The sequence below is a fragment of the Fontibacillus panacisegetis genome (assembly GCF_900102215.1).
GTDB classification, from domain to species: domain Bacteria; phylum Bacillota; class Bacilli; order Paenibacillales; family Paenibacillaceae; genus Fontibacillus; species Fontibacillus panacisegetis.
Genome location: NZ_FNBG01000028.1, coordinates 18517 through 42374 on the forward strand (window position 1 = coordinate 18517; position 23858 = coordinate 42374).

A 23858-nucleotide genomic window follows, 5' to 3' on the forward strand; every position below is an offset into this window, starting at 1 on the left:
TTGCTGCAAAATGGCCACCGCGTTTACTCGCGGGGCCTGTTTTTATATTTAATTATAACGTACGTGTACAGTGGACATCTTTGGCAGGGTATCAAAATCGTTCAGACATCACATACTACGGGTGTTGTTGTATCCATTACTTCATAGGGAGGATTGGCTATGTCACGCAGACGCCGCAGTGTGATGTCAGAGGATTTGAAGGTTGAACTCGCCAAGGATCTAGGGTTCTATGATACAGTCGAGCAAGAAGGCTGGGGTGGAATCAAAGCAAAGGATGCCGGCAATATGGTGAAACGGGCCATACAGCTCGCTGAACGAGCTGCGTCCAAACAGCCCTGAATGTGAATGATATACTGTATAATAAGCTTCCCCTAACAGGGAAGCTTATTTGTTTTTGTGCCGGGATGCAGTAAAATATAGGGAGCGGAAACTGATCGGAATTGTATTCCACTTTCTTAATGTCTTCCGTACATAGACGAAGGTCCTAGTTTTTTTTATAATCAAGTTAGAATATTCACGGATTGAATCTACGGAACTTTAAGGGTGGGAAGGCTTTGAAAATATACGAAAAAGCACCGGCTAAAATCAATTTGATGCTTGACGTCTTACATAAACGTCCTGATGGATACCATGAAGTTGAGATGATTATGACGATGGTTGATCTTGCCGATCGCTTGGAAATGAGCGCTCTTCCGCGGGATACGATTATTATATCTAGCCAGGCCGGATACATTCCGCTTGATGAGAAAAATTTAGCGTTTCAGGCAGCCAGGTTAATTAAGGACAGGTATCATGTGCGCAGTGGGGTACATATTCACCTGGATAAGAAAATTCCTGTTGCAGCAGGACTTGCTGGTGGCAGTAGTGACGCTGCTGCTACGCTTAGAGGATTAAATCGACTATGGGAACTGGGCATTTCCGATGGCGAGTTAAAGGAGCTTGGGGCCGAGCTTGGATCGGATGTTCCTTTTTGTGTAACCGGAGGTACCGCGCTTGCTATTGGACGGGGAGAAAAGTTAATTCCTCTAGCTAATCCGCCGCAATGTTGGGTAGTTCTCGCCAAGCTGCCAATAAATGTGTCTACGGCTGAGGTGTATGGAAAATTACGCAGCGACCGGATCGCTCATCATCCTTCGGCAATTCGAATGCAGGAGGCGATTGAGAAAGGCGACTTTGCTATGGTTTGCGGGGAGCTAGGCAACGTGTTGGAGGAAGTTACACTGCATATGCATCCGGAGGTCGCCCATCTTAAGGATACCATGCTGAGGCTCGGCGCTGATGGTGTTCTGATGTCTGGAAGTGGCCCTACTGTATTTGGGCTTGTATCCAGAGAATCCAAAGTATCACGGATATATAACGGGTTACGGGGATTCTGTAAGGAAGTATATGCGGTTCGCTTGCTAACATGATTTGGCAGGTCACACCATAAGTTTGGACAAAGGCGTACAAAAGTGGTATATTTTCATTAAAATATTCGGATTTAGCGGGTGATACTTGGTGAAGAAACTGAAGAGAAGTGCTCGTTTAGTAGAAATGACCCAATATTTATTATCACGCCCGCACCATTTGATTCCTCTTACCACTTTTGCTTCGCGTTATGGGGCTGCCAAATCTTCGATCAGCGAAGACCTGGCCATTATCAAGGAAGTGTTTGAAGATGAGGGGACAGGTGAGTTGCAGACGCTGGCTGGTGCTGCCGGGGGTGTAAAGTATATTCCCAAAGTGGGTCAGGCGCAGGCCACACAATTTATAGATGAGCTTTGTGAGAAGCTGTCTCAGCCAGATCGTATTCTTCCAGGCGGTTATCTTTATATGTCGGACTTGCTGGGTCAGCCTGCATTAATGAATGAAGCCGGCAAGATGTTTGCAACCGCTTTTGCGGAAACGGAAATCGACTGTATTATGACGGTGGAGACAAAAGGAATTCCGCTGGCTTATGCGACTGGTGCTGAACTGAACCTGCCGGTTGTTCTCGTACGCAGGGACCATAAGGTAACAGAAGGTTCGGCCGTAAGCATCAACTATGTATCGGGTTCGCACAAGAGCCTGCACACGATGACCTTGTCACGCCGGGCACTTAAGGAGAAATCACGTGTATTGATCGTGGATGACTTTATGAAAGCAGGCGGAACCATTCAAGGTATGGTTGATTTACTCTCTGAATTTAATGCTGAGGTAGCAGGAGTTGGAGTTCTCGTGGAATCTGGAGAGGTTGATTCTGGAGAACGCCTGTTGCAGGACTATATATCGCTCGCAACACTTCGTGCAGTTGATGCCAAAGGGAAAGAAATCTCAGTTGAGCCAGGCAATTATTTTACGCAAAAATAGATTTTCGAGAACAAAAGTTTTTTGTCGATTATTTGTAGAACCGTTGGAGGTTTAAGCGAAACATGTCGAAAAGCCCATTCGTTCAAAAAAATTCCTGAATTTAGGTCATTTTGTTCGCGAAAAAAAAAGGATTTCCGTAAGCTATGTGGAATATTACACCAAGTCTCTGATGGAAAAAGGTGGTGAACACATATGCAAATTACGGACGTAAGACTCCGCCGAGTCAGCTCTGAGGGCAGAATGAAGGCGATAGCATCCATTACCATCGATAACGAGTTTGTTGTTCATGATATTCGTGTCATCGACGGCAACAATGGTATGTTTGTGGCAATGCCAAGCAAGCGTACTCCTGACGGGGAATTCCGGGACATCGCTCATCCGATTTCTTCAGGTACGCGGGAGAAGATTCAAGCTGCAGTATTGGCTGAATATGAGCGCGCTGCTGAACAAGAGGAAGTTATCGAAGAAGGGGCTTAAGTCACGGTTTTGGGTAATTAATTGGGGTTCGAGAAAAGAGAGCTATGATACATAGCTCTCTTTTCTTTTTGTTCTAAATGAGATATATTCAGTATGGAGTTTAAGAGAGGGAGGCCGGGGCCTTGAAAAGATTTGCGATTGTTCTAGCCGCAGGTCAGGGGAAACGCATGAAGTCTAAACTATATAAAGTACTTCACCCCGTTTGTGGCAAACCGATGGTCGGACATGTTCTGGACACGGTGAAGAAAGTCGAGTGTGAGCGTAGTATTGTGGTCGTTGGCCATGGTGCCGAGGCAGTCAAGTCTTATCTAGGAACGTCTGCTGAATATGTGTTGCAGGAGCAGCAGCTGGGAACCGGTCACGCCGTCAAACAAGCAGGTCAGTTACTAGGCCAAGAGGAAGGAACAACGATTGTCATTTGCGGAGATACTCCTCTGGTAACAGAAGAAACTCTGGATGCACTCATTGACCTTCATACCCGTAAGGGAGCAGCAGCTACGGTATTAACAGCATCAATGGATAACCCTAAAGGCTACGGGCGTATTATCCGGGCAGAGAATGGTTCCGTTGTACGCATTGTTGAGCAGAAGGATTGCTCTCCAGAAGAGGATGCGGTACAGGAAATCAATACGGGTACGTATTGCTTTGATAATGCGAAGCTATTTGCGGCGCTGGAGAAAGTGACCAATAGCAACGCACAACAAGAGTATTATTTGACAGATGTCGTTGGTATTTTGGTTCAAGAGGGCGAAGTTGTCGAAGGCTATATGACAGACGATTATGCAGAATCTATCGGGGTAAATGACCGATTAGCGTTATCCGAGGCTGAAGCTTTTATGCGCGAGCGTATCGTTCGTAAGCATATGCTGGGCGGGGTAACAGTGATCGATCCAGACTCCACATATATTGATGCAGATGTTACAATAGGAGCAGATACAGTAATCTACCCGAATTGCTTCATTTCTGGCGCAACCGTGATTGGAGAAGCTTGCATAATCGGTCCTTCGACAGAAATTGAAGATAGTCAAATTCATGACGGCGCAAAGGTAAAACATTCGGTGCTCTCAAAAGCTGAAGTAGGGAGCGAAGCTACCGTTGGGCCTTTCGCTTATTTGCGTCCTGGTGCAAAACTAGGTCAGCATGTCAAGGTAGGAGATTTCGTCGAGATCAAGAATGCTTCTCTTGGCGATGGCTCCAAAGTATCACATCTTAGCTATATCGGTGATGCGAAGGTAGGCAAGAATGTAAACATTGGCTGCGGTGCGATAACAGTTAACTATGATGGGTATAATAAATCCATTACAGAAATTGAGGATGATGCCTTCGTTGGCAGCAACGTCAATTTGATTGCACCAGTGAAGATTGGCAAAGGCGCTTATGTAGTCGCTGGTTCGACGATCACTCAAAATGTTCCGGAGAACGATTTGGCAATTGCTCGTAATCGTCAAGAGAATAAACCGGGATACGCTGATAAGATCAGATCACGGGCTATAGCCAAGAAGAAGAGAGAAGAACAAGAATCATAGGATATATGCAATTTTGTTCAGTAGGAACCTATACTTACTTGTATTGCAGGTGTATATAGGCGGGATTTTTTTAAGGAAATAGTGACCATTTCAATGATGGGATAGTTTGGACAACCTGTATAATAACCTCAAAAACTATCTACTAGCACGGAGGGTAATAAACTTTATGACGTATTGTGATTCTAAACTGAAGATTTTCACTTGCAACTCCAATCCCAAACTGGGCCATCAAATTGCTGACTATATCGGCATTCCAATGGGAGACTCGGAGACGATGAGCTTCAGTGACGGCGAAATTCAAGTCAAGCTGTCCGAGAGTGTGCGCGGCTGCCATGTGTATATTGTTCAATCTACTTGCGCACCAGTTAACGACAACCTAATGGAGCTCCTTGTTATGGTAGATGCCTTGAAGCGGGCTTCTGCAAAAAGCATCAATGTCGTTATTCCGTATTACGGTTATGCTCGTCAAGATCGTAAGGCACGTTCACGCGACCCAATCACGGCTAAATTGGTAGCGAATTTGATCGAAAAGGCTGGGGCACATCGTGTCATTACGATGGACCTCCATGCGATGCAAATTCAGGGCTTCTTCGATATTCCAGTGGATCATATGCTGGGTGTACCGATTCTGGCTCAATATTTCCGCTCCAAGCATATTGTCAATCCGGTTGTTGTATCTCCGGACCATGGCGGTGTGGTTAGAGCACGTAAGCTTGCTGACTTCCTGAACGCACCGCTTGCAATTATCGACAAGCGTCGTCCTGAGCCTAACGTCAGTGAGGTTATGAACATTATCGGGAACATTGAAGGCAAAACGGCAATTCTGATCGACGATATCATCGATACTGCCGGTACGATTGTTCTTGGAGCTAACGCGCTTAAAGAGGGCGGCGTTGAAGAAGTTTATGCTTGCTGTACACATCCCGTATTATCTGGACCGGCAATGGAACGGCTTGAAAACTCTCCGCTCAAGGAAGTTATTGTTACGGACACTATTCCGATTACACATCCTAACCCGACCAGCAAGCTGAGGGTATTATCTGTTGCTCCATTAATGGGTGAAGCGATTATTCGCGTCCATGAAGAGCTGTCCATCAGCAAACTGTTCGAGATTGAATAAAAACCGAATCCTACTGTACACAGGGGTTGCATCCTTCCAAATGGGAGTGGCAACCCCTGAAGTTCTTGAGATAGCAGTTATGGGTACGGATGGAGGATATGAAGAATGATATGGATTGTTGGCCTTGGTAATCCGGGGGCTAAGTATGAGAAAACAAGACATAATATCGGCTTTATGGCACTGGATGAGCTTGCTCGCAGACATAGCATTGCGATCAAGCAAAGCAAGTGCAAAGCTTTGATCGGTGAAGGCGTTCTTCCTGGTGGAAAAGTAGCACTCATTAAGCCGATGACATATATGAATTTATCAGGGGAAGCGGTTCGCGCTTTTATGGACTATTATAAGGTATCTCTTGAAGATATGATTGTCGTATATGATGATCTGGATACAGAGATTGGACGTAATCGTCTACGTTATCAAGGCAGTGCAGGCGGACATAACGGGATCAAGTCGATCATCCAACATACGGGCACGCAAACTTTTAATCGGATTCGAATGGGGATATCCCGTCCGGAACCAGGTTTTGCAGTAGTTGATTATGTTCTGTCAGGCTTTGCGAAGAAGGAATCGCCAATGTTACAGCAATCAATTGAAGCCGCATGCGATGCATTAGAATATAGCCTTGAGCATACTTTTGAGCAGACGATGGCGAAGTTCAACGGGTAAGAGAAGGAAGATAAAGAAACATTAAATCCTGCGATTAGGCAGGGCTAAAAAAAGGAATTCAGGGCATACTGAAGGTATAAAGACACTTCAGGAGGCATATGATGGCGATAAATTATGTTTGCCGGCATTGCCGGACGTTTATTGGTAGAATAGAAGCGCCTTATGTATCAGAATCCCAGCTCGGTTTCCATTTCTTGACCCCCGATGAACGGAGAGATATAATAGCGTATGATTCGAATGGAGATACGACAGTCCGGGTAACCTGCGATTATTGCAGTGAGGCATTGGAGAATAACCCGGAGCTGACACTTCTCTCGAATCCCCTGCAATAATATGCGGCGGAAGTTAGGATATCCAACCGAACTACGGTTAATCGAGCCTTAGCACGTTTGCTGAGGCTTCTTTTTTGGTTGATGTTGCAATGGACTTAAACGCTTGGCTTTAATTTTTTTCCGTAATATAACTTTTTAGTATAAAATAGGTATATGATTTGTGATTTATGGTGATATGCGCAGAATATATAGAGATCGCTATACTCGCATTAATAAGCAATAAGAGAGGTGCCTTACTTGTTACAAGCACTTATTCAAGCGTTTTCTCAAGATTCCGATTTTAACTCCATGATTGCTGGAGTTAAGGCTGGAATGAAGGAACAGTTGATTTCAGGTTTATCGGGATCATCAAGACAGGTTATGCTTGCAGCATTGCACAAAGAGACCGATCAACCGTTGCTAGTCGTGACGCATAATATGTTTTCAGCTCAAAAAATTTATGAAGATTTGCAGGAAGCGCTATCAGCAGATGACGTGTTATTGTATCCGGCAAATGAGCTTGTAGCGGCTGAAGCGGCTGTATCTAGCCCAGAGACGCTAGCACAGCGTATAGAGGTGCTGTTGCAATGCTCCCAAGGATTCAGGGGTATTGTTGTAGTGCCTTATTCTGGTGTGCGCAGATATATTCCTGCACCGGAAGTGATGGCTGGAGCTGGGCTAAGCATTGAGCTGGGAGGTACGCTAAAGCTTGATCATTTCCTGAATGAGATGATTGAGCTCGGGTATGAGAGAGTAGAACGAGTTGAATCGCGCGGAGAAATGAGTATTCGCGGCGGAATCATTGATTTCTATCCGCTTACCTCTGCATTGGCCTATCGAGTAGAGTTGTTTGATGATGAGGTTGATTCGATTCGTACCTTTGACCCGGCTGATCAACGCTCGGTAGATCAAATCAAGAACGTTCTCGTAACGCCTTGTAAAGAATTGATAGCATCTGGAGAGCGATTGACCAAAGCTGCCCAGGATGCGGTAGAGCGTCTTGAAGCACAACTGGAGAAGATGAGTGATCGCCAAGCTAAAATCAAGTTGAAAGAAGAGGTCTCCAGAGAAATTGAATTGCTGCGTGAGCATGTATATTTCCCGGAGATATATAAATATATTTCACTGATTTACCCAGAGAGCAAGACGCTGTATGATTACATGCCAAAAGATACGCTGCTTATACTGGAAGAGCCAGCACGTCTACTTGAGACATCCAGACAGCTTGAGCGCGATGAGTCCGAATGGAATTTGCATTTATTGCAAAACGGCAAGAGCCTGCCGGAGCTTCCTCTCGCTGCTGAAGGGGGACGTGTGCTGTATCACAGACCATTCCAGACGTTGTTTTTATCGCTGTTCTTGCGGCAAGTGCCTCATACTCAGCCACAGAATATTATCAATTTTGTGACAAGAGCAATGCAGGATTTCCATGGACAGATGAACCTTCTGAAATCGGAAATGGATCGGTGGAAGAAGAGCGGCGCCAAGGTTGTTATGCTTGCGAGCGGAGAAGAGCGCATGGAGCGCATGCGGCGGGTGCTGCTGGACTACAGTATTGATGAACCGATGCTCGTGCAAGGAAATCTGCAGTCCGGGTTTGAGCTTCCTTCTGTACATTTGGTTGTTATAACAGAGGGCGAGATGTTCTCACAAAAGGGTAGAAAAGCGCGCAAGTTCGGTAAAAGCATGGATAATGCAGAACGGATTAAAAGCTATACTGAGCTGAAGGTAGGAGACTACGTTGTCCATCAGAATCACGGGATCGGTAAATATTTAGGTATTGGTACCCTTGAGGTAGGCGGTATTCACAAAGATTACATGCATATTTTATATGCTGGTGGCGACAAGCTATCTGTACCGATTGAGCAGATTGACCTTATACAGAAATACGTTGGTTCTGAGGACAAAGAGCCTAAAGTATACAAACTCGGTGGCAATGAATGGACACGGGTGAAAAATAAAGTTCGCTCATCCGTTGAGGATATTGCAGATGATCTGATTAAGCTGTACGCAGAGCGTCAGACTTCACCAGGCTACGCGTTTGAGAAAGATACACCAGAGCAGCAGGAATTTGAAGATATGTTTCCGTATGAGGAAACGCGTGACCAGGTTCGTGCGATTGAAGAAATCAAGAAGGATATGGAACAGACTCGTCCGATGGATCGTCTTTTGTGCGGCGACGTTGGATATGGAAAAACCGAGGTAGCCATCCGCGCAGCTTTCAAATCGGCAATCGAAGGTAAGCAGGTTGCAGTGCTTGTACCGACAACGATACTTGCACAGCAGCATTACGAGACATTCCGTGAGCGTTTCTCAGGGTATCCGATTAACATTCAGAGCTTAAGCAGGTTCCGCAGCCGCAAAGAGCAGAACGAGACCATTAAAGGCATACGCCAAGGAACAGTAGATATCGTTATTGGTACTCATCGTTTGCTGTCACAGGATCTAGTATTTAAAGATTTGGGGCTGTTAATCGTTGATGAAGAGCAGCGTTTTGGCGTGACTCACAAAGAGAAGCTGAAAAAGCTCAAAACGAATGTAGACGTCTTGACTTTGACGGCCACACCAATACCGCGTACGCTTCATATGTCCATGCTCGGTGTACGGGACCTTTCAGTGATTGAAACTCCGCCAGAGAATCGTTTTCCAGTACAAACTTATGTAGTGGAACACAGTCAGGCCCTTGTTAGAGAAGCGGTCGAACGGGAAATGGCTCGGGGGGGACAAACCTATTATCTGTACAATCGAGTGCAGGGTATCCAGGAAATGGCTGCACAAATATCCATGCTAGTGCCGGATGCACGCGTTGGTGTAGGACACGGACAAATGTCAGAGCAGGAACTGGAGAAGACCATTCTTGATTTTCTGGATGGGGAGTATGACGTGCTTGTCAGTACGAGCATTATAGAGACGGGCGTCGACATTCCTAACGTTAACACTCTAATTGTTCATGATGCAGACAAAATGGGACTATCCCAGCTCTATCAATTACGTGGGCGAGTGGGTCGCTCCAATAGGATTGCGTATGCATATTTTACGTATCAGCGTGACAAATCGCTTACCGAAGTAGCGGAAAAACGGCTGCAATCGATAAAGGAATTTACAGAGCTTGGCTCCGGCTTCAAGATTGCAATGCGGGATTTATCTATTCGTGGAGCCGGTAATTTGCTTGGAGCTGAGCAGCATGGCTTTATTGCGTCAGTCGGATTTGATTTGTATTCGCAAATGCTGACCGAAGAAATCCAAAAACGCAAAGTCACTATGCTTGGAGAGACAGATCCGGCCAAATCTACATGGAGCACGACGATCGACCTTGGCATCGATGCCTATTTACCGTCGGATTATATTTATGATAGTATTCAGAAGATTGAGATTTACAAAAAAACAGCTTCTGCTGCTTCTTTCGAGGATGTCGTGGAATTAGAGGACGAGCTGCTTGACCGGTTTGGTGAACTGCCGGAAGCTGTTCAGAACCTGCTCTCTGTCGCAAGAGTGAAGCTGTATGGCAAGAAGTACGGAATAGAATCCATTTCCATGCGTAATGAAGAAGTTACAGTGAAGTTTTATGAGGGCCGAGAGAAGGATCTTGTTCCCGCTAAGCTTGCGGAAGTTGGAAATCTGTTCGGAAGACATGTACAATTTAACCAGGGATCAGGTTCGGGTGTGCTGATTCGGATAAAAACCAAGGGAATGGACGACAAGGAATTGATGAGCTTGCTGGAGAAATTTCTGGAAGCCATGAAGAATTCGTTCAAAGCGAAAGGGGAACTACAAAATGTTTCAAAGTAAAAAGCGTGCTTGGAAGACTCTGCTAATCGCCCTTGTGGCCGTGCTGTCTTTCTCTGTGATGGCAGGGTGCGGTAAGAATGATAGCAGCAAATCTGCAAGCAAGGATACCAGTAAAGTTATCGCGACCTACGATGGTGGAGAGATTACTGAAAACGAGTTTGAGCGTGAGCAACGTATCGTATTGGCGCTCCAGCCACAAATGGAGCAGTTCATGCAAATGGACGATTTTCGTGACTATCTGATCAAACAAGAAATCGCATACGAATATCTTGAAGCTAAAGCAGATGACAGCATGAAGACTGAGGGCAAGAAAAAAGCCGAAGAGCAATTCGACGCTATGAAGAAATCCATGGGTGATGAAGCCGTTAAGAAAATGCTGGAAACACAAAAAATTGATGAGGCTGATTTTAAGAACTACATGATTCGTATTTATACGGTAATGGAGAGTCAAAAAGCGACTGTAACGGATGAAGATGTTACTAAAGAATTTGAAGCAACCAAAGAAAATTACATCACAGCTTCGGTTCGTCATATTTTGATTGGCCTCACAGACAGAGAAGGTAAAGCACGCTCACAAGAGGATGCGCTCAAGCTGGCGAATGAAATTAAGGCAAAATTGGACAAGGGTGAGGACTTCGCGACTCTTGCCAAAGAGAATAGTGATGACGGTGAAGCCAATAGAGAAGCCGGTGGCTTGTATGAGAATACACCTATAAGCCAGTGGGTTACTGAATTCAAGGAGCAAGCCAAGACCTTGCCTCTGAACAAGATCAGCGACCCGGTTAAGACAGATTTCGGTTACCATATTATGCGTGTTGAAGCACGTACAGAGAAAGCCTTCGCCGATCTGACAAACGAAGAAAAGGATCTCATCAAAATGTCGGTTGCTTCCCAAAAACTGGACGAGTTTATGACTGGTGATTTGGAGAAGAAGATCATTAAAAAAATTGAATTGCCTAAAGTTGAGAAAAAAGAAGAAACAAGCACAGATGGAACAAATGCTGGAACTGGCAATGGCACAACAAATAGCGGAACTACGGATACTACGAATCCATCCGGAGATAGCAGCACAAGTGATACCAGCGGTAAATAAACCATAACGCTGGACACGGATTTTATCAGGATTTATGTTCAAGCAGCGTGAAGGCGTTCACGCTGCTTTCTTATCCCCATTTTTATCTTTAGGTAAAATTGGAGTTCGCGGATAAATAAGATGCATAAGGTACTCTGAAGGGATAAATACTATGGGCAGAATCACAAGAACCGAATCCCTCCATTCCTTACAAGTACATCCGCCAGCAATCGCAACCGGGCTTAGGATGCCAGTAGCCTGTACCAGCAGGCTTTGTAATAACATATCACTGGATCATTTGTTTAGCAGTAGTCACAATAACTTCTTTAGAAAGCGGGGCAACATGAGACATGAAAGCTACTGGAATTGTACGTCGTATTGATGATTTGGGCCGGGTGGTCATTCCGAAGGAAATTCGCCGGACTTTGCGGATTCGTGAAGGTGACCCACTTGAAATTTTCGTTGATCGCGACGGCGAAGTGATATTGAAAAAATATTCTCCAATTGGCGAGTTGGGTGATTTTGCCAAAGAATACGCGGAATCCTTGTATGAGAGCACAGGTCATATTACTTTAATTTCTGACCGGGATACGATGATTGCGGTAGCTGGGGCGTCCAAGAAGGAGTACCTGGACAAACGTATTAGTTCGCTGCTGGAGAGCAGTATGGACGGACGTAAAATTATTGTGGAGACGAATACAGGCACCTACGAAATCAATAAAGATCATCCAGAGAATATATCTTCCTTTGTCATCGCACCAATCATTTCCGGAGGGGATCCGATTGGTACAGTGATTCTTTTGAACAAGGATGAGGGTGTCAAAATGTCAGATTTGGAATCGAAAATGGCAGAAACAGCAGCTGGATTTTTAGGAAAACAAATGGAACAGTAGTCGCAGAGATTTATCATTGCTGCATCAGCACACTCCCACCATTTCTGGACGGTGTAAAGCCGTTCATCTGTGCGGGAGTGTGTTTGTGTTGTGAATTGAATAGAAGTTTATGGGTGGGTGGATTAGGGAAAAGCTTCATATGAACCTGTTGGATGACGTAGCGGCAGCTGCATGTTTCGTCATATAATGGAACCTGATGTTAAGTACCCTCAGGTACCATTATCAAATCATAAAGTAGGTACATTATGAAATCATCCAATGATGGCGTATCATCAGGGCTGCTGAAGGGAGCGGCTGTACTTAGTGTAGCGGCAATCATTACGAAGCTGCTCGGAACACTGCAAAAAATCCCGCTGCAAAATATCGGGGGAGATGGCGTATTTGGCATATACAATACGGTCTACCCGTTCTATACGATTCTGATAACGCTGGCTACGGCTGGATTCCCAACGGTGGTCTCCAAATTTGTAGCTGAACGACATGTTCTCGGTGGAGAAGCTGAAAAGCGAGAGGTTCTTCGCGTAGCAACGGGTGTTATGGCTTTGCTTGGCATAGCTGGAAGTATGACGATGTACTTTGGAGCCCCGTTTATATCCCGGCTAATTGGCAGCAGTCATCTCGTTCTGGCATTGCGAAGCGCAGCTCCGGCACTGTTATTTATTCCCTTAAGTGCTTCGTTGCGGGGGTATTTCCAAGGCTTGCAGGATATGATGCCGACTGCTGTTTCTCAGGTGATCGAACAGGCTGTCCGTGTGACGGTCATGATCGTTCTGTTGCTTTATTTGAGCGGAATAGATGCACCAGAATCATTAGTGGCTGGTGGGGCGTTGGCTGGATCAGCAGCTGGCGGTGCGGCAGGACTTATTGTAGTGTTGCTATACTGGCGAAAGTACAATAAAAAAACATCGAAAAGGGAATACAGGGCTGTTGCCAATCAGACCGGGAATCACACCAAAGGGCTTTCTCTCCTTCGGGAAATGTTGTATTATGCGATTCCGGTCTGTCTCGCTGCTCTTGCAGTCCCGCTTATCAGTCTTGTAGATACGTTTACTTTGCCGCGGCTGCTTACAGAGTCGAGCGACGAGTTAGGGACGATGATTGAGGTTGGCGTATATAACCGCGGGATTCCTTTGGTTCAGTTAGTTACAATGCTTGCTTCTTCGCTGTCTGTGCTGTTTATACCCGTATTGGCTGAGATGAACTTGAGGGGTGACCGGGAAGGAATACGCAAGCAGTCTGGATTGGCGCTGAAATGGTTTTGGTTGATTGGGCTAGCCTCATCTACTGGGTTAGCCATTCTGGCAGAGCCAATTAACATTATGCTCTACGAAGATGGGACCGGGACGAACACGATGATCTGGATCGCTTGGACGGCAGCGCCCAGCGCGCTTGTAGCCGTGACTGCAGCGCTGCTGCAAGGCCTGGGCGTCGTTAGAGCACCGGCGCTGAATCTTTTGGCTGCTGCGGCGATCAAGACAGCACTGAACGTGCTGCTCGTGCCGCAGCTGGGCATTACCGGCGCTGCGATCGCAGGCATCGCCGCTTACACCGCTGCAGCTGCGCTGAATCTAGCGCTGCTCTTGCGGCAGGTGCAGCTGCGTCCACGTCTAGTGGACGCCGTGCTGCGCCCTTTGGCGGCCGTCTTGGCCATGTCGGCCGCCGTCCTGCTGCTGCGCCTCGGCGCCGACGCCGTCCTGCCTCACGGCCGCTTGCTAGCGGCCTTGGAGAGCCTGCTCGGCGTGCTGCTTGGCGCAGCCGTGTTCGCGGCCGCTGTGCTGCGGACGCGCCTGCTTAGCGCGGCTGAGCTTGCCGCGCTGCCGCGCATTGGGCCGAAGCTGCTGAAGGCGCTTCGGCGGATGCATTTGCTGCGCTAGGCAGCTTGCGAGCGGAACGGGTGGACTTCGTAAATGGACACGACAAGTGTTATAGTATTGAATAGCAATGGTGATTCTAGAAACGAAGCAAGGAGTGTGACCCCATAGATGAGCGCTAAGATAACGGTTGTCGGACTTGGCTCTGGAGATCCTGATCGATTGACCTTGGGAAGTCTGAAACGGCTTCAGGGGGCGAAGCAACGGTATGTACGCACTAAGGACCATCCGGTCGTCACTTGGCTTGAGGAGACGGGTGTATCGTTTTCGTCATTTGATGAAGTTTATGAGTCCAGGGATGATTTTCCCTCAGTGTATTTGGAGATTGTAGAGAGGCTTATCGCTGTTGCAGGATCAGTCGCTGAAGGGGATGAGATATTGTATGCTGTTCCCGGTCATCCGATGGTTGCTGAGGCTACGGTGAAGCTGCTGCGGGAAAGATGTCCGCTTGAGGGCATTGAACTGAATGTGATCGGTGGAGAAAGCTTTCTGGATGAAGCGTTCGTTCGATTGGGATTTGATCCCATTGAGGGCTTCAAGCTTCTGGATGCTTCAGAAATTACAGGTGAGCGGCTAGATCCTAGACTACATACGTTGATCGGTCAGGTATACGATGAATTTACCGCATCGGATGTAAAGCTCAGTCTGATGGAGATTTATCCTGATGATTATCAGGTCATCGTCGGTCATGCCCTTGGGGTTGATGGATTAGAACAAATTGTATCTGTTCCACTCTATGAACTGGATCGTGTACAGGGTTATGGCAACCTGTCTTTAGTGTATGTTCCGGCAAGCAGCGATGATTCGCTCCGCATACGCAGCTTTCAGCGCCTCCACGAGATTATGACAATTCTTCGCAGTCCTGATGGATGTCCTTGGGACCGGGAGCAGACCCATCAATCTATCCGCAAAAATCTGATCGAGGAAACCTACGAGGTGCTTGAGACGATTGATGACGATGATCCTGATCATATGCGGGAAGAGCTGGGTGATCTCCTATTGCAAATCATGCTGCATTCACAGATGGAAGAGGAGCTTGGTACTTTTACGGCTTATGATGTTATCCAGGAGCTGAATGAGAAGCTGCTCTATCGTCATCCGCATGTGTTCGGTGATCTTAGCGCGGAGGATGCAGAAGCCGCGCTCAAGAATTGGGATGCCATGAAGGCGGAAGAGAAGCGACGTAAAGGCATTCAGCCTGAGAAGCTGTCTGCACTTAGTGGAGTTCCGCGTGATTTGCCTGCGCTTATGAAGGCTTACAAGCTGCAGAAAAAAGCGGCCAAGGTCGGTTTCGACTGGGATTCTATCGATGGGGTATGGGATAAATTGTCGGAAGAAATCGCTGAACTGAAGGAAGCGGTTGGTGAAGGAGCCACCTTGGAAGAACAGACTCTCGAGCTTGGCGATGTACTATTCTCTGTAGTAAATGCAGCAAGGTATATCGGAGTTGATCCGGAGGAGGCTTTGTCTCTGACTATTGCTAAATTTGTAAGACGCTTCAGTTATGTAGAGGAGAAGCTATATGAAGCGGGCAAGACTCCTAAGGAGAGCACACTCCGTGAAATGGATGAATTATGGGACGCTGCAAAGCTGAAAGAAAGGTAATAATTGGTTAATAGTCCTAAAATTCAGGCTTTTTTGCGAAAAAACAAAAAAAAGTTCTTCTCTGGGCAGGATTTTAAGTTTTAAGAAAGAATACTCATACAAAGATATCAACGCGGCTTAAACAAGCAATATGCCTTGAACTGCCGCAGAATCTTCTATTTCTTTTATTTTGGGAGGCATTACTAATGAACAAAACAGATCTGGTCAACAACATTTCCAGCAAAAGCGGTTTGACAAAAAAAGACGTTGAAGCTGTATTGAACGGTTTCCTCGGCGAAATTACAGATGCGCTTGCTGGTGGCGACAAAGTACAATTGATCGGCTTCGGCACGTTCGAAACTCGCAAACGTTCCGGTCGTACAGGCCGTAACCCACAAACCGGTAAAACGATTGAAATTCCGGCATCTAACGTTCCGGCGTTCAAAGCGGGCAACAAACTTAAAGAAGCTGTAAAATAATGCGTCTTGATAAATACCTGAAGGTGTCCCGGTTAATTAAGCGGCGCACGGTGGCGAAGGATGTCTCTGAACAAGGGCGTGTTCTAATCAACGGGCGCGAGTCCAAGCCGAGCAGTACAGTCAAGGTGGGTGACGAAATCACCGTTCAATTCGGCCAAAAGCTGGTGACGGTGCGTGTAGAACGTCTTGCTGAAACGACTCGCAAGGAAGAAGCTGCTACCATGTATACCTTGGTAAAAGAAGAATCTATTGCAAAGGACAACTTGTTCGAGTAGAAGAATTGACCTGTTTGCAAAAAAAGCGGTGCCTAAGGGCGCCGCTTCTTTAGATTGAAGAATTAAAAAGTTTTAAGTAAAAGCTGAATTTTTTGTCATTATAAACTAATTTCTGGAAAAAACGCGGTCCATACTTATAGTAATTACATTGGTAGGGATTTTCTCATATATTCAAAATGCAGAACTTTGCTGCAATAAAAGGGTGAGAGTGCGGATTATGGAAGTGTAAAGTATAGAGCATCATGAGTATCAATTAGTACAGTAGCAGGGAAAACCTGCAAATGTGCAGTTTTACAAGTGGACAACGATGTAAGCGAATCAAAGCCTGCAAAAGTGCAGGAATATTTCCTGGAATAGCTATTTTGAAGAGGATTCTTAGAAAAAGCCTGCACATCTACAGCAATTTAGCATATTTGGGGAATTTAGGTCACCAAAGCCTGCATATTTGCAACAATTAGAGCAACTCCAGCAATCCCATCACCTCTGCATCATGATATCTTCACATCGCAACTAACCTGTTCTAAATCTGGCGATATCCCCATAGTCTATTTGTAAGAGGAGGGGTACATGCCATGATTGAACAAAGTAAAGGCAAACGTCAGGAACTGCATTTGATGCACCGCAAGCTGCTGGATATTACAGGCGTTCTAAATGTGGAGAGCTTTGATAGTGAGGAATTTTTGCTCCAGACAGAATTGGGGCATCTAACGATACGCGGACAAAATTTACATATCAAAAATTTAAATTTGGAGCAGGGGCTTGTCAGCATTGAAGGTCAAGTTAATTCTCTATCTTATTTAGATCCGGGTTCACAGCCATCAGGTAAAGGCTTCTTGGGTAAATTATTCCGATGAATCTGCACACGCAGTGGTTGACCCTGCTATGGATGTTTGCATGCGGGGGGATTCTCGGAATTGCTTTCGATAGCTACCGGGTCGTATCGGGACAATTTCGTTTTCCACGGTGGAGTATTCATATTTTTGACCTATTGTACTGGCTGGCTGCCTCCCTATTTGTGTTCAGGGCACTGTACCATGTTAACCAAGGGGAATTAAGATTTTATGTTTTTTTAGGACTTTTTATAGGCGTATGGATTTATTTTTTGTTCCTTAGTGTTCTTACAGAACGTTTTATGGTAATGTTAATTAAAGTAGTAAAATGGTTTTACGGGGTAATGGTTCGTATTACTCAGCTATTTATAATTACTCCGCTACTATGGATACTGAGACTTGTAAAATGGCTTCTTGGCCTGATATGGATTGTGCTGCTTTTCCTGGGGAGAATTACGTTGTCCCCTATTTGGAGGCTAGTGGTATGGGTTAGTAGACCTATCGTGAAGAAGTTGCGTATTCCGGACAGGCTTGCTAGGATACGGGATAAGACGATTAAACTTTGGAAAAGCTGGACACGCTGGCTCTTCAAAGATTAAGCAAGGATTATAGATTGGAGGTGCCCTATGCAAGGAGGAACAATGAGATCAAACAAAACTGGCCAAGTTCCTGTAAAACCGGCAGGGGCACGTAGAAGAATTCGACTGTGGATGAGCTTCATGATTGTATTCATAGGTTGGGCGGGATATACGTATTTTGCTCAAGCGGGAGAAATCGGAGCCAAGTCAGAGCAAATGTACCAGTACCAAGCCTCCAAGTCAGCCAGTGAACAAAGCTTGAACCAATTGAAATATGAACTGGATCGACTCAAGGACCCTGAATATATCGGTCAAATAGCTATGAAAAAATACGGACTTTACAAGCCGGGTGAGATTCCTGTTCGGATATCTGATTCCGGTTCCCAAAATGATTGACATTAGGATATACGTCTGTTGACCTTATTTGTGTCATTCGGTATAATCAAATCACCGCAGTCAAGATTTCGAGGCCTGACTGTATATTTTTAAGGGAGGATTATTTTATTTTATGTCAATAGAAGTGGGCACCAAGTTAGAGGGTAAAGTGACAGGCATCACGCATTTCGGAGCATTTGTGGATCTGTCAGGAGGTGTCACGGGTCTCGTTCACATCTCGGAGATCGCCGACAATTATGTTAAGGATGTCAACGATCACCTGAAGATAGGCGACGCAGTTACCGTGAAGGTAATCAATGTCGATAAGGACGGAAAGATCGGACTATCCATCAAACAAACTGTAGACAAACCGGTAGAGGCAGCAAGACCGCCTCGTGCTCCAAGACCTGATCGTCCAAGTGGCGGTAGAGATGGTGACCGGCCTGGCGGCGGTGGATTTAACCGAGATCGAGGAGGGCGCTCCTTCAAACCGCAGGCGAACAAGGCTACGTTTGAAGACAAGGTGTCGCGTTTCCTCAAGGACAGTGAGGAACGTATCTCGTCGTTGAAGAAGAATACGGAGGGCAAACGCGGTGGACGCGGTGCCAAACGAATGTAATCCCCCAAAATAATCAATCAAACACACCGTAGGCGATAATTATTGCCTACGGTTTTTTGTTGTCTCCAACTTGCTCATTTCTTGTTCGTTATTCCTCTTAATTGCATCCCTTTCACCTTCTATTTTTGTCGTCTCCCCTCGTAAGCCGACAGTTTATTACTGTATCTACGTTAATTTACCTTGTATTTGCGGTGATTTAGCTTACAAAAAATGTTAACTTATTACGAACATAAAGAGGTATAAGGAAGAGTAGACATAGGCTTGGCCTACGTTCGCGGTGTTTCGTATAGCGCTCTCAATTTGTCGGAAAATTTTTTGCGCTTGGTTCCGGTATATGACAAACTTTCCACTTGACCCCTCCTATAATGGGACATACCTCACAAAAACGGAAAAGGTGGTGCTTGGTGATGGAGAAGTGGAACGTCACCCTGTTTCCAGGGATGAAGAACGGGAAGGGGAAGAAATGGGCAATTAACTGGAGTGTCCTGATGAATCATGGGGTGATTGGTAAAGCTCGACAGGTGGTTGACGTAAATAAGTGGAATGGGCTGTTTATCATCATGAGCTTCCTACTAGGCAGAGCACTGATTTTAGATGAGTTGTCTCCCTTTGGCGCTGCTTTTTTTGCGGTAATGATGTTTATGCGTCGTGATATCGTGATCCTATCGGGGGCAACTATGATTCTGGGAGCGATGTTCGCCCCTGGTCATCATGAAGTATTCATTGCTGCAGAGCTGCTTATTTATTATTTGATTCATAAGGGCATGGAATCTTTTGAACGGGCGGATATTTCATATGCTCCGCTTATGGTGTTCACCAGTACGTTTTTTGTTGGGCTATTCGGAGCGGTAATTGGGCCATCCTTAACTTGGTACGCAATGCTAATCATGATGATGGATGCAGTTTTAAGCTTTATGCTGACGCTAGTATTTATACAGGCAGTACCTGTTTTTACCTATCGCAAAAGAAACTATCAACTACGCAATGAAGAAATACTATGTTTGGTTATTTTACTAGCATCTGTTATGACAGGACTGGTCGGTTGGGAAATTTCAGGTTTATCCGTTGAACATATATTAACAAGGTATTTGATATTGTTATTCGCTCTTGTAGGAGGTGCATCTCTTGGTGCGTCGGTTGGTGTAGTTACAGGATTAATTCTTAGTCTTGCCAACACAGGCGCTTTATATCAAATGAGCTTGCTTGCTTTTTCCGGGATGCTGGCAGGGATGCTGCGGGAAGGACGTAAATGGGCTGTCGGGTTTGGAATGCTGCTAGGGTCGTCTATTTTATCGATATATTTGACTGGACCTACCGATGTGCTGGCTTCTACATGGGAGAGCTGTATTGCTGTTCTGTTCTTTCTCTTAACGCCAAAGTCGATAACTAGTGCTATTTCGAAATATATACCAGGTACGCAGGATCATAACAAAACCCAGCATGAATACGCTAAACGAATGCGTGAAGTAACAGCGGGGAGAGTATCCCAGTTTTCGCAAGTGTTCAAGCAATTGTCCCGCAGCTTCGGGCAGATGGCCAGCTCTGGTGAATTGATGAAGCGTGGCGAGGATGTCGATCATTTTATGAATGCGGTTACTGAAGGTGCTTGCCGAACATGCTTCCGCCGCAAGACCTGCTGGGACGGTAACTTTTATCAAACCTATAAATATATGACCGAAATGATGACTGCCATTGAAAACAACCCTGAGATTCATAACGAAGATCTTCCGCCAAAATGGAGCAAGCTTTGCATGAAGACGGATCAAGTACTGAATGTGATGAAATGCGAATATGATCACTACCAAAATGATATGCACTGGAAACGGCAAATATACGATAGTCGTCAGCTAGTGGCTGAGCAATTGTCTGGGGTATCCCAGGTGATGGAGGATCTGGCAAAAGAAATTCAACGCGAGGGACAAGCCATGTATAAGCAGGAGGAGCAAATCCGCGAAGCTTTGGAGAAAATGGGGCTCTCCATTCATAACATTGACATTGTTAGCCTGGACCATGGCAATGTTGAGATTGAGATCGTCCATGCCTACACCCGGGGGTTTGATGAATGCCGTAAAATCATTGCCCCGCTCTTATCTGATATCGTGGGTGAGCATATAGCTGTGATAAATGAAGTAATGACAGGAGGGAGAGGAAGAGAAGGACTTGCAACAGTCACATTTGGTTCGGCTAAAACTTTTGAGATTACGACAGGGGTTGCCGGGACAGCTAAAGGGGGGGATTTACTCTCAGGCGATAGCTTCAGTGCGAAGGAGTTAGGCAACGGAACTTACGCAGTAGCGCTGAGCGATGGCATGGGAAATGGGGAAAGGGCAAGATTGGAGAGCAGCTCAGCACTAAATATTTTAGAGCAACTGCTGCAATCCGGTATGGATGAGACGCTGGCGATTAAATCGGTTAATTCGATTCTGATGCTCAGGTCACCAGATGAAGTATATGCGACGGTTGATATGGCCCTGATCGACGAATATTCGGCCAGAACTACATTTATGAAAATCGGCTCCTCTCCGAGCTTTATCAAACGTGGAAATGACGTCATACCGATTTCGGCAAGCAATCTCCCTATAGGCATCATTCAGGATATAGAAGTAGATCTTGTAACAGTTCAGCTATATCCAGGGGATACGTTAGTTATGATGACGGACGGCATTTATGATGCTCCCGGCTACGCTGTGAATAAAGAGCTGTGGATCAAACGGCTGATTCAGGAAATCGATTCTGAAGAGCCTCAAGAAATCGCTGATTGTCTACTAGAATCTGTTATTCGTTATCAGAAAAATATGATCCATGATGATATGACGGTAGTTGTAGCTAAAATAGATCATTTAATGCCTCAGTGGTCTACGTTGCATATCCCGGGAATTTCCCGACTGGAGCGACCAAGAACAGTAAGTTAGGCAATAAAGACTATGACATAAGGAGGTAGTGTTCACATAAACGACAAATAAATGGTAATTTTTTCATGGTTAATTGCGGAAATTGATAGTAACGTTGTAACATTACCTATTTCTTGATGAGTTCCAGAAATTTAAAACAGTCAAATTTAATACATTCCGGCAAAGCTATTGAAAAATAGTGACGCAAAGCTATAGGGACTACTTCCGTAGAGGAAATGTCAGCCAGTTGCACATGAAGAGGGTAACCTATGCGGTTTTTTTTGAAACTGGGTTATCTTTTTTTTGTCTGTTTGTGCATTGGAATGTACTGCTGTGGAAGGGGGACTATGACGACCGTACAAGAGATGCAGTAGGAAAAGCACGCTATTTACACTAGTAGACTGAAGAGGAGACTGGAGAAATGTTTAAATTCATTAATCGATGGAGTATCGTCACAAAAAACATGGTACTAACAAGTTTATCCATCATTATGACGGGCATCATACTTATCACTTCTAGTTATTATATTCAGGGTGGAGTACTTAGAAATCAGCTGGAAGGTGACTCTCACAAGGTAATGGAAGCTTGGATGAACAAGATTACTTCGGCAGAAGCTGCTGAGGCAATGAAAAATACGGATCGGAATTCAGCAATTCAGAAGAAATTGACAGAATTGTTTGACGAGCTGTCAGCAACTCATCCAAATGTAGCCCAGGGATATATTTTTGGGTCAGAAGTCATCGATAACAGTACGCAAATGATTTCTTTTCCTACAGCTATTTTGGATATGTTTGAGGGTGAAGGTCTCCATTTAGGAGATATGCTGGGACAACCTTCCTTTCACGTAAAAGGTGTACAGGAAATGCTGCAAAGTAAAGAAATTACATATACCAAGCCGTATAAAGATGATTATGGTATGTGGTTGACTGTTTTATATCCATTCCAAGATGAGAACGGGAAAATATTTGCTTACATGGGCATGGATTTCGATGCCAGCATCATTATGACGGGCCAGCAGGATCTATTGAAAAATACGGTAGTGGCATTGTTAGTGATTTTGTTAGTTATATTGTCGTTGCAGTACTATTTCATTCGACGGAGTTTTGCTCCAATTAAGGATCTGATGGGGGCACTGGATCGGTTAAGTCACGGCGATTTTAGTGTTCAGTTGAAAGCCGGAAATGATGAGCTTGGTCGTGTAAATGAGAAGTTTAATACTACTGTAAGCAATATAAATCATCTGGTAACTGTAATCAAGACAAGCTCCAATCAATCTGCAGAGCAGTCGAGGGTGTTGTTTACTGCTGTAGAGGATAATCATCAGAGCTCTATGAATATTACGAATCACATTGAGGAAATTTCGAACAAGGTCATGCAGCAAAGCAAATCTCTTACTGAGAGTGTTGCATCCTTGGAGGAGATTGGTTTAGGCGTAAATACAATTGCCGGCAATACCTCTGCGCTATCCGAAGCGTCTCTGCAAATGAAAGATCAATCGGAGCTTGGTGGAAACAATATTGATGAAGTAATAAAGCAAATGGATGCTATTCAGAGATCGGTTCGGAATTCGGTGGTCTCGATTGAACAGCTTCAGAAGCGTTCAGGAGAAATTGAGGAAATCGTACAAGTCATTACGCAAATTGCAGCGCAAACCCATCTGTTATCACTAAATGCCAGCATTGAAGCTGCACGAGCCGGTGAAGACGGGCGTGGATTTGCTGTAGTAGCGAATGAGGTCAAGAAATTGGCTGAGGAATCCGGGAAGTCAGCAGAGATGATTGCAGAGCTCGTTCATACTATTCAGAATGAAACGTTGACGGCTGTAACGGCAATTAAAGAGGGCGATGAAAATGTAGAATCGGGAATAGAAATTGTGAAGGATACAGGAGTACTCTTTTACAATATTTTGAATGCAACAGAAGAGATTACGAGTCAAATTCAAGAGGTTTCTGCAGCTACAGAGGAAATGGTGGCAGAGACAGAACAAATTACTGCTGCATTCAAGCAAATCTCTGTTTTGGCTGAGAGAAATGCAACTGTAGCAGAGGATATTAAATCGAATGCTCTGGAGCAGCGTACATCTGCAGGTAAAATTGTGGAGTCGGCTGAGCAGTTGAACCAGGTTTCTGGTGAACTGGAACAGGTAGTTCAAAGATTGAAGTTATAGAGAGATT

Annotated in this window: 21 protein-coding genes and 1 riboswitch; all 21 genes read left to right on the forward strand. The window is 45.2% G+C overall.

The annotated features are described in order from the left end of the window. Positions 1 to 159 precede the first annotated feature (159 nt). Positions 160 to 339 (forward strand): alpha/beta-type small acid-soluble spore protein, encoded by a 180-nt coding sequence (locus BLS49_RS19315; protein ID WP_091234700.1) that lies wholly within the window; start codon positions 160 to 162, stop codon positions 337 to 339. A gap of 215 nt (positions 340 to 554) precedes the next feature. Next, complete coding sequence (ispE, locus tag BLS49_RS19320; RefSeq protein ID WP_091234703.1) at positions 555 to 1409, forward strand: 4-(cytidine 5'-diphospho)-2-C-methyl-D-erythritol kinase; 855 nt, start codon at positions 555 to 557, stop codon at positions 1407 to 1409. An 88-nt stretch (positions 1410 to 1497) separates the two neighbouring features. Then, positions 1498 to 2328 carry a pur operon repressor gene (purR, locus tag BLS49_RS19325; protein WP_091234708.1) on the forward strand — a complete coding sequence of 277 codons (831 nt, stop codon included), beginning with the start codon at positions 1498 to 1500 and terminating at the stop codon, positions 2326 to 2328. Positions 2329 to 2520: 192 nt separating this feature from the next. Next, positions 2521 to 2805, forward strand: coding sequence for a septation regulator SpoVG (gene spoVG / locus BLS49_RS19330; RefSeq protein WP_055105386.1), 285 nt, complete (start codon positions 2521 to 2523; stop codon positions 2803 to 2805). 122 nt (positions 2806 to 2927) lie between these two features. Further along, positions 2928 to 4331: a bifunctional UDP-N-acetylglucosamine diphosphorylase/glucosamine-1-phosphate N-acetyltransferase GlmU gene (gene glmU / locus BLS49_RS19335; protein WP_091234714.1), complete on the forward strand. Its 1404-nt coding sequence runs from the start codon at positions 2928 to 2930 to the stop codon at positions 4329 to 4331. 166 nt (positions 4332 to 4497) lie between these two features. Beyond that, a complete protein-coding gene (locus tag BLS49_RS19340) occupies positions 4498 to 5451 on the forward strand; it encodes a ribose-phosphate diphosphokinase (protein WP_091234717.1) in 954 nt (317 codons plus the stop codon). Between the two features lie 105 nt (positions 5452 to 5556). Beyond that, on the forward strand, positions 5557 to 6117 hold the full coding sequence (gene pth, locus BLS49_RS19345; RefSeq protein WP_091234719.1) for an aminoacyl-tRNA hydrolase: 561 nt from the start codon (positions 5557 to 5559) through the stop codon (positions 6115 to 6117). A 101-nt stretch (positions 6118 to 6218) separates the two neighbouring features. Then, a complete protein-coding gene (gene fin, locus BLS49_RS19350) occupies positions 6219 to 6449 on the forward strand; it encodes an anti-sigma-F factor Fin (protein ID WP_091234722.1) in 231 nt (76 codons plus the stop codon). A 237-nt stretch (positions 6450 to 6686) separates the two neighbouring features. Next, positions 6687 to 10217: a transcription-repair coupling factor gene (gene mfd, locus BLS49_RS19355; protein WP_091234725.1), complete on the forward strand. Its 3531-nt coding sequence runs from the start codon at positions 6687 to 6689 to the stop codon at positions 10215 to 10217. Then, positions 10204 to 11310, forward strand: a complete 1107-nt coding sequence (locus BLS49_RS19360) for a peptidylprolyl isomerase (RefSeq protein ID WP_091234727.1) — start codon at positions 10204 to 10206, stop codon at positions 11308 to 11310. The genes mfd and BLS49_RS19360 overlap by 14 nt, the downstream gene beginning before the upstream one ends. A 329-nt stretch (positions 11311 to 11639) precedes the next feature. Then, positions 11640 to 12182, forward strand: a complete 543-nt coding sequence (gene spoVT, locus BLS49_RS19365; protein WP_091234729.1) for a stage V sporulation protein T — start codon at positions 11640 to 11642, stop codon at positions 12180 to 12182. Positions 12183 to 12427: 245 nt separating this feature from the next. Further along, positions 12428 to 14056: a putative polysaccharide biosynthesis protein gene (locus BLS49_RS19370; RefSeq protein ID WP_091234732.1), complete on the forward strand. Its 1629-nt coding sequence runs from the start codon at positions 12428 to 12430 to the stop codon at positions 14054 to 14056. A 108-nt stretch (positions 14057 to 14164) separates the two neighbouring features. Beyond that, complete coding sequence (gene yabN / locus BLS49_RS19375) at positions 14165 to 15658, forward strand: bifunctional methyltransferase/pyrophosphohydrolase YabN (protein ID WP_091234734.1); 1494 nt, start codon at positions 14165 to 14167, stop codon at positions 15656 to 15658. Between the two features lie 185 nt (positions 15659 to 15843). Next, positions 15844 to 16116, forward strand: coding sequence for an HU family DNA-binding protein (locus BLS49_RS19380; protein WP_091234736.1), 273 nt, complete (start codon positions 15844 to 15846; stop codon positions 16114 to 16116). Then, positions 16116 to 16391: an RNA-binding S4 domain-containing protein gene (locus BLS49_RS19385; RefSeq protein WP_091234739.1), complete on the forward strand. Its 276-nt coding sequence runs from the start codon at positions 16116 to 16118 to the stop codon at positions 16389 to 16391. The genes BLS49_RS19380 and BLS49_RS19385 overlap by 1 nt, the downstream gene beginning before the upstream one ends. 572 nt (positions 16392 to 16963) lie before the next feature. Further along, positions 16964 to 17245 (forward strand): sporulation protein YabP, encoded by a 282-nt coding sequence (gene yabP / locus BLS49_RS19390; protein ID WP_091234743.1) that lies wholly within the window; start codon positions 16964 to 16966, stop codon positions 17243 to 17245. Then, a complete protein-coding gene (gene yabQ / locus BLS49_RS19395; protein ID WP_091234748.1) occupies positions 17242 to 17820 on the forward strand; it encodes a spore cortex biosynthesis protein YabQ in 579 nt (192 codons plus the stop codon). Before yabP ends, yabQ begins: the two co-directional genes overlap by 4 nt. A gap of 42 nt (positions 17821 to 17862) precedes the next feature. After that, the gene (locus tag BLS49_RS19400) at positions 17863 to 18195 is read left to right on the forward strand and encodes an FtsB family cell division protein (RefSeq protein WP_245742571.1); all 333 of its coding nucleotides are present in this window, start codon (positions 17863 to 17865) and stop codon (positions 18193 to 18195) included. Between the two features lie 112 nt (positions 18196 to 18307). Beyond that, a complete protein-coding gene (locus BLS49_RS19405) occupies positions 18308 to 18793 on the forward strand; it encodes a S1 domain-containing RNA-binding protein (protein ID WP_091234754.1) in 486 nt (161 codons plus the stop codon). A 407-nt stretch (positions 18794 to 19200) separates the two neighbouring features. After that, positions 19201 to 21705 carry a stage II sporulation protein E gene (gene spoIIE, locus BLS49_RS19410; RefSeq protein ID WP_091234757.1) on the forward strand — a complete coding sequence of 835 codons (2505 nt, stop codon included), beginning with the start codon at positions 19201 to 19203 and terminating at the stop codon, positions 21703 to 21705. A 148-nt stretch (positions 21706 to 21853) separates the two neighbouring features. Continuing rightward, positions 21854 to 21939, forward strand: a riboswitch (cyclic di-GMP riboswitch). A gap of 166 nt (positions 21940 to 22105) precedes the next feature. After that, the gene (locus tag BLS49_RS19415) at positions 22106 to 23851 is read left to right on the forward strand and encodes a methyl-accepting chemotaxis protein (RefSeq protein ID WP_091234760.1); all 1746 of its coding nucleotides are present in this window, start codon (positions 22106 to 22108) and stop codon (positions 23849 to 23851) included. The last annotated feature ends 7 nt before the right edge of the window (positions 23852 to 23858 follow it).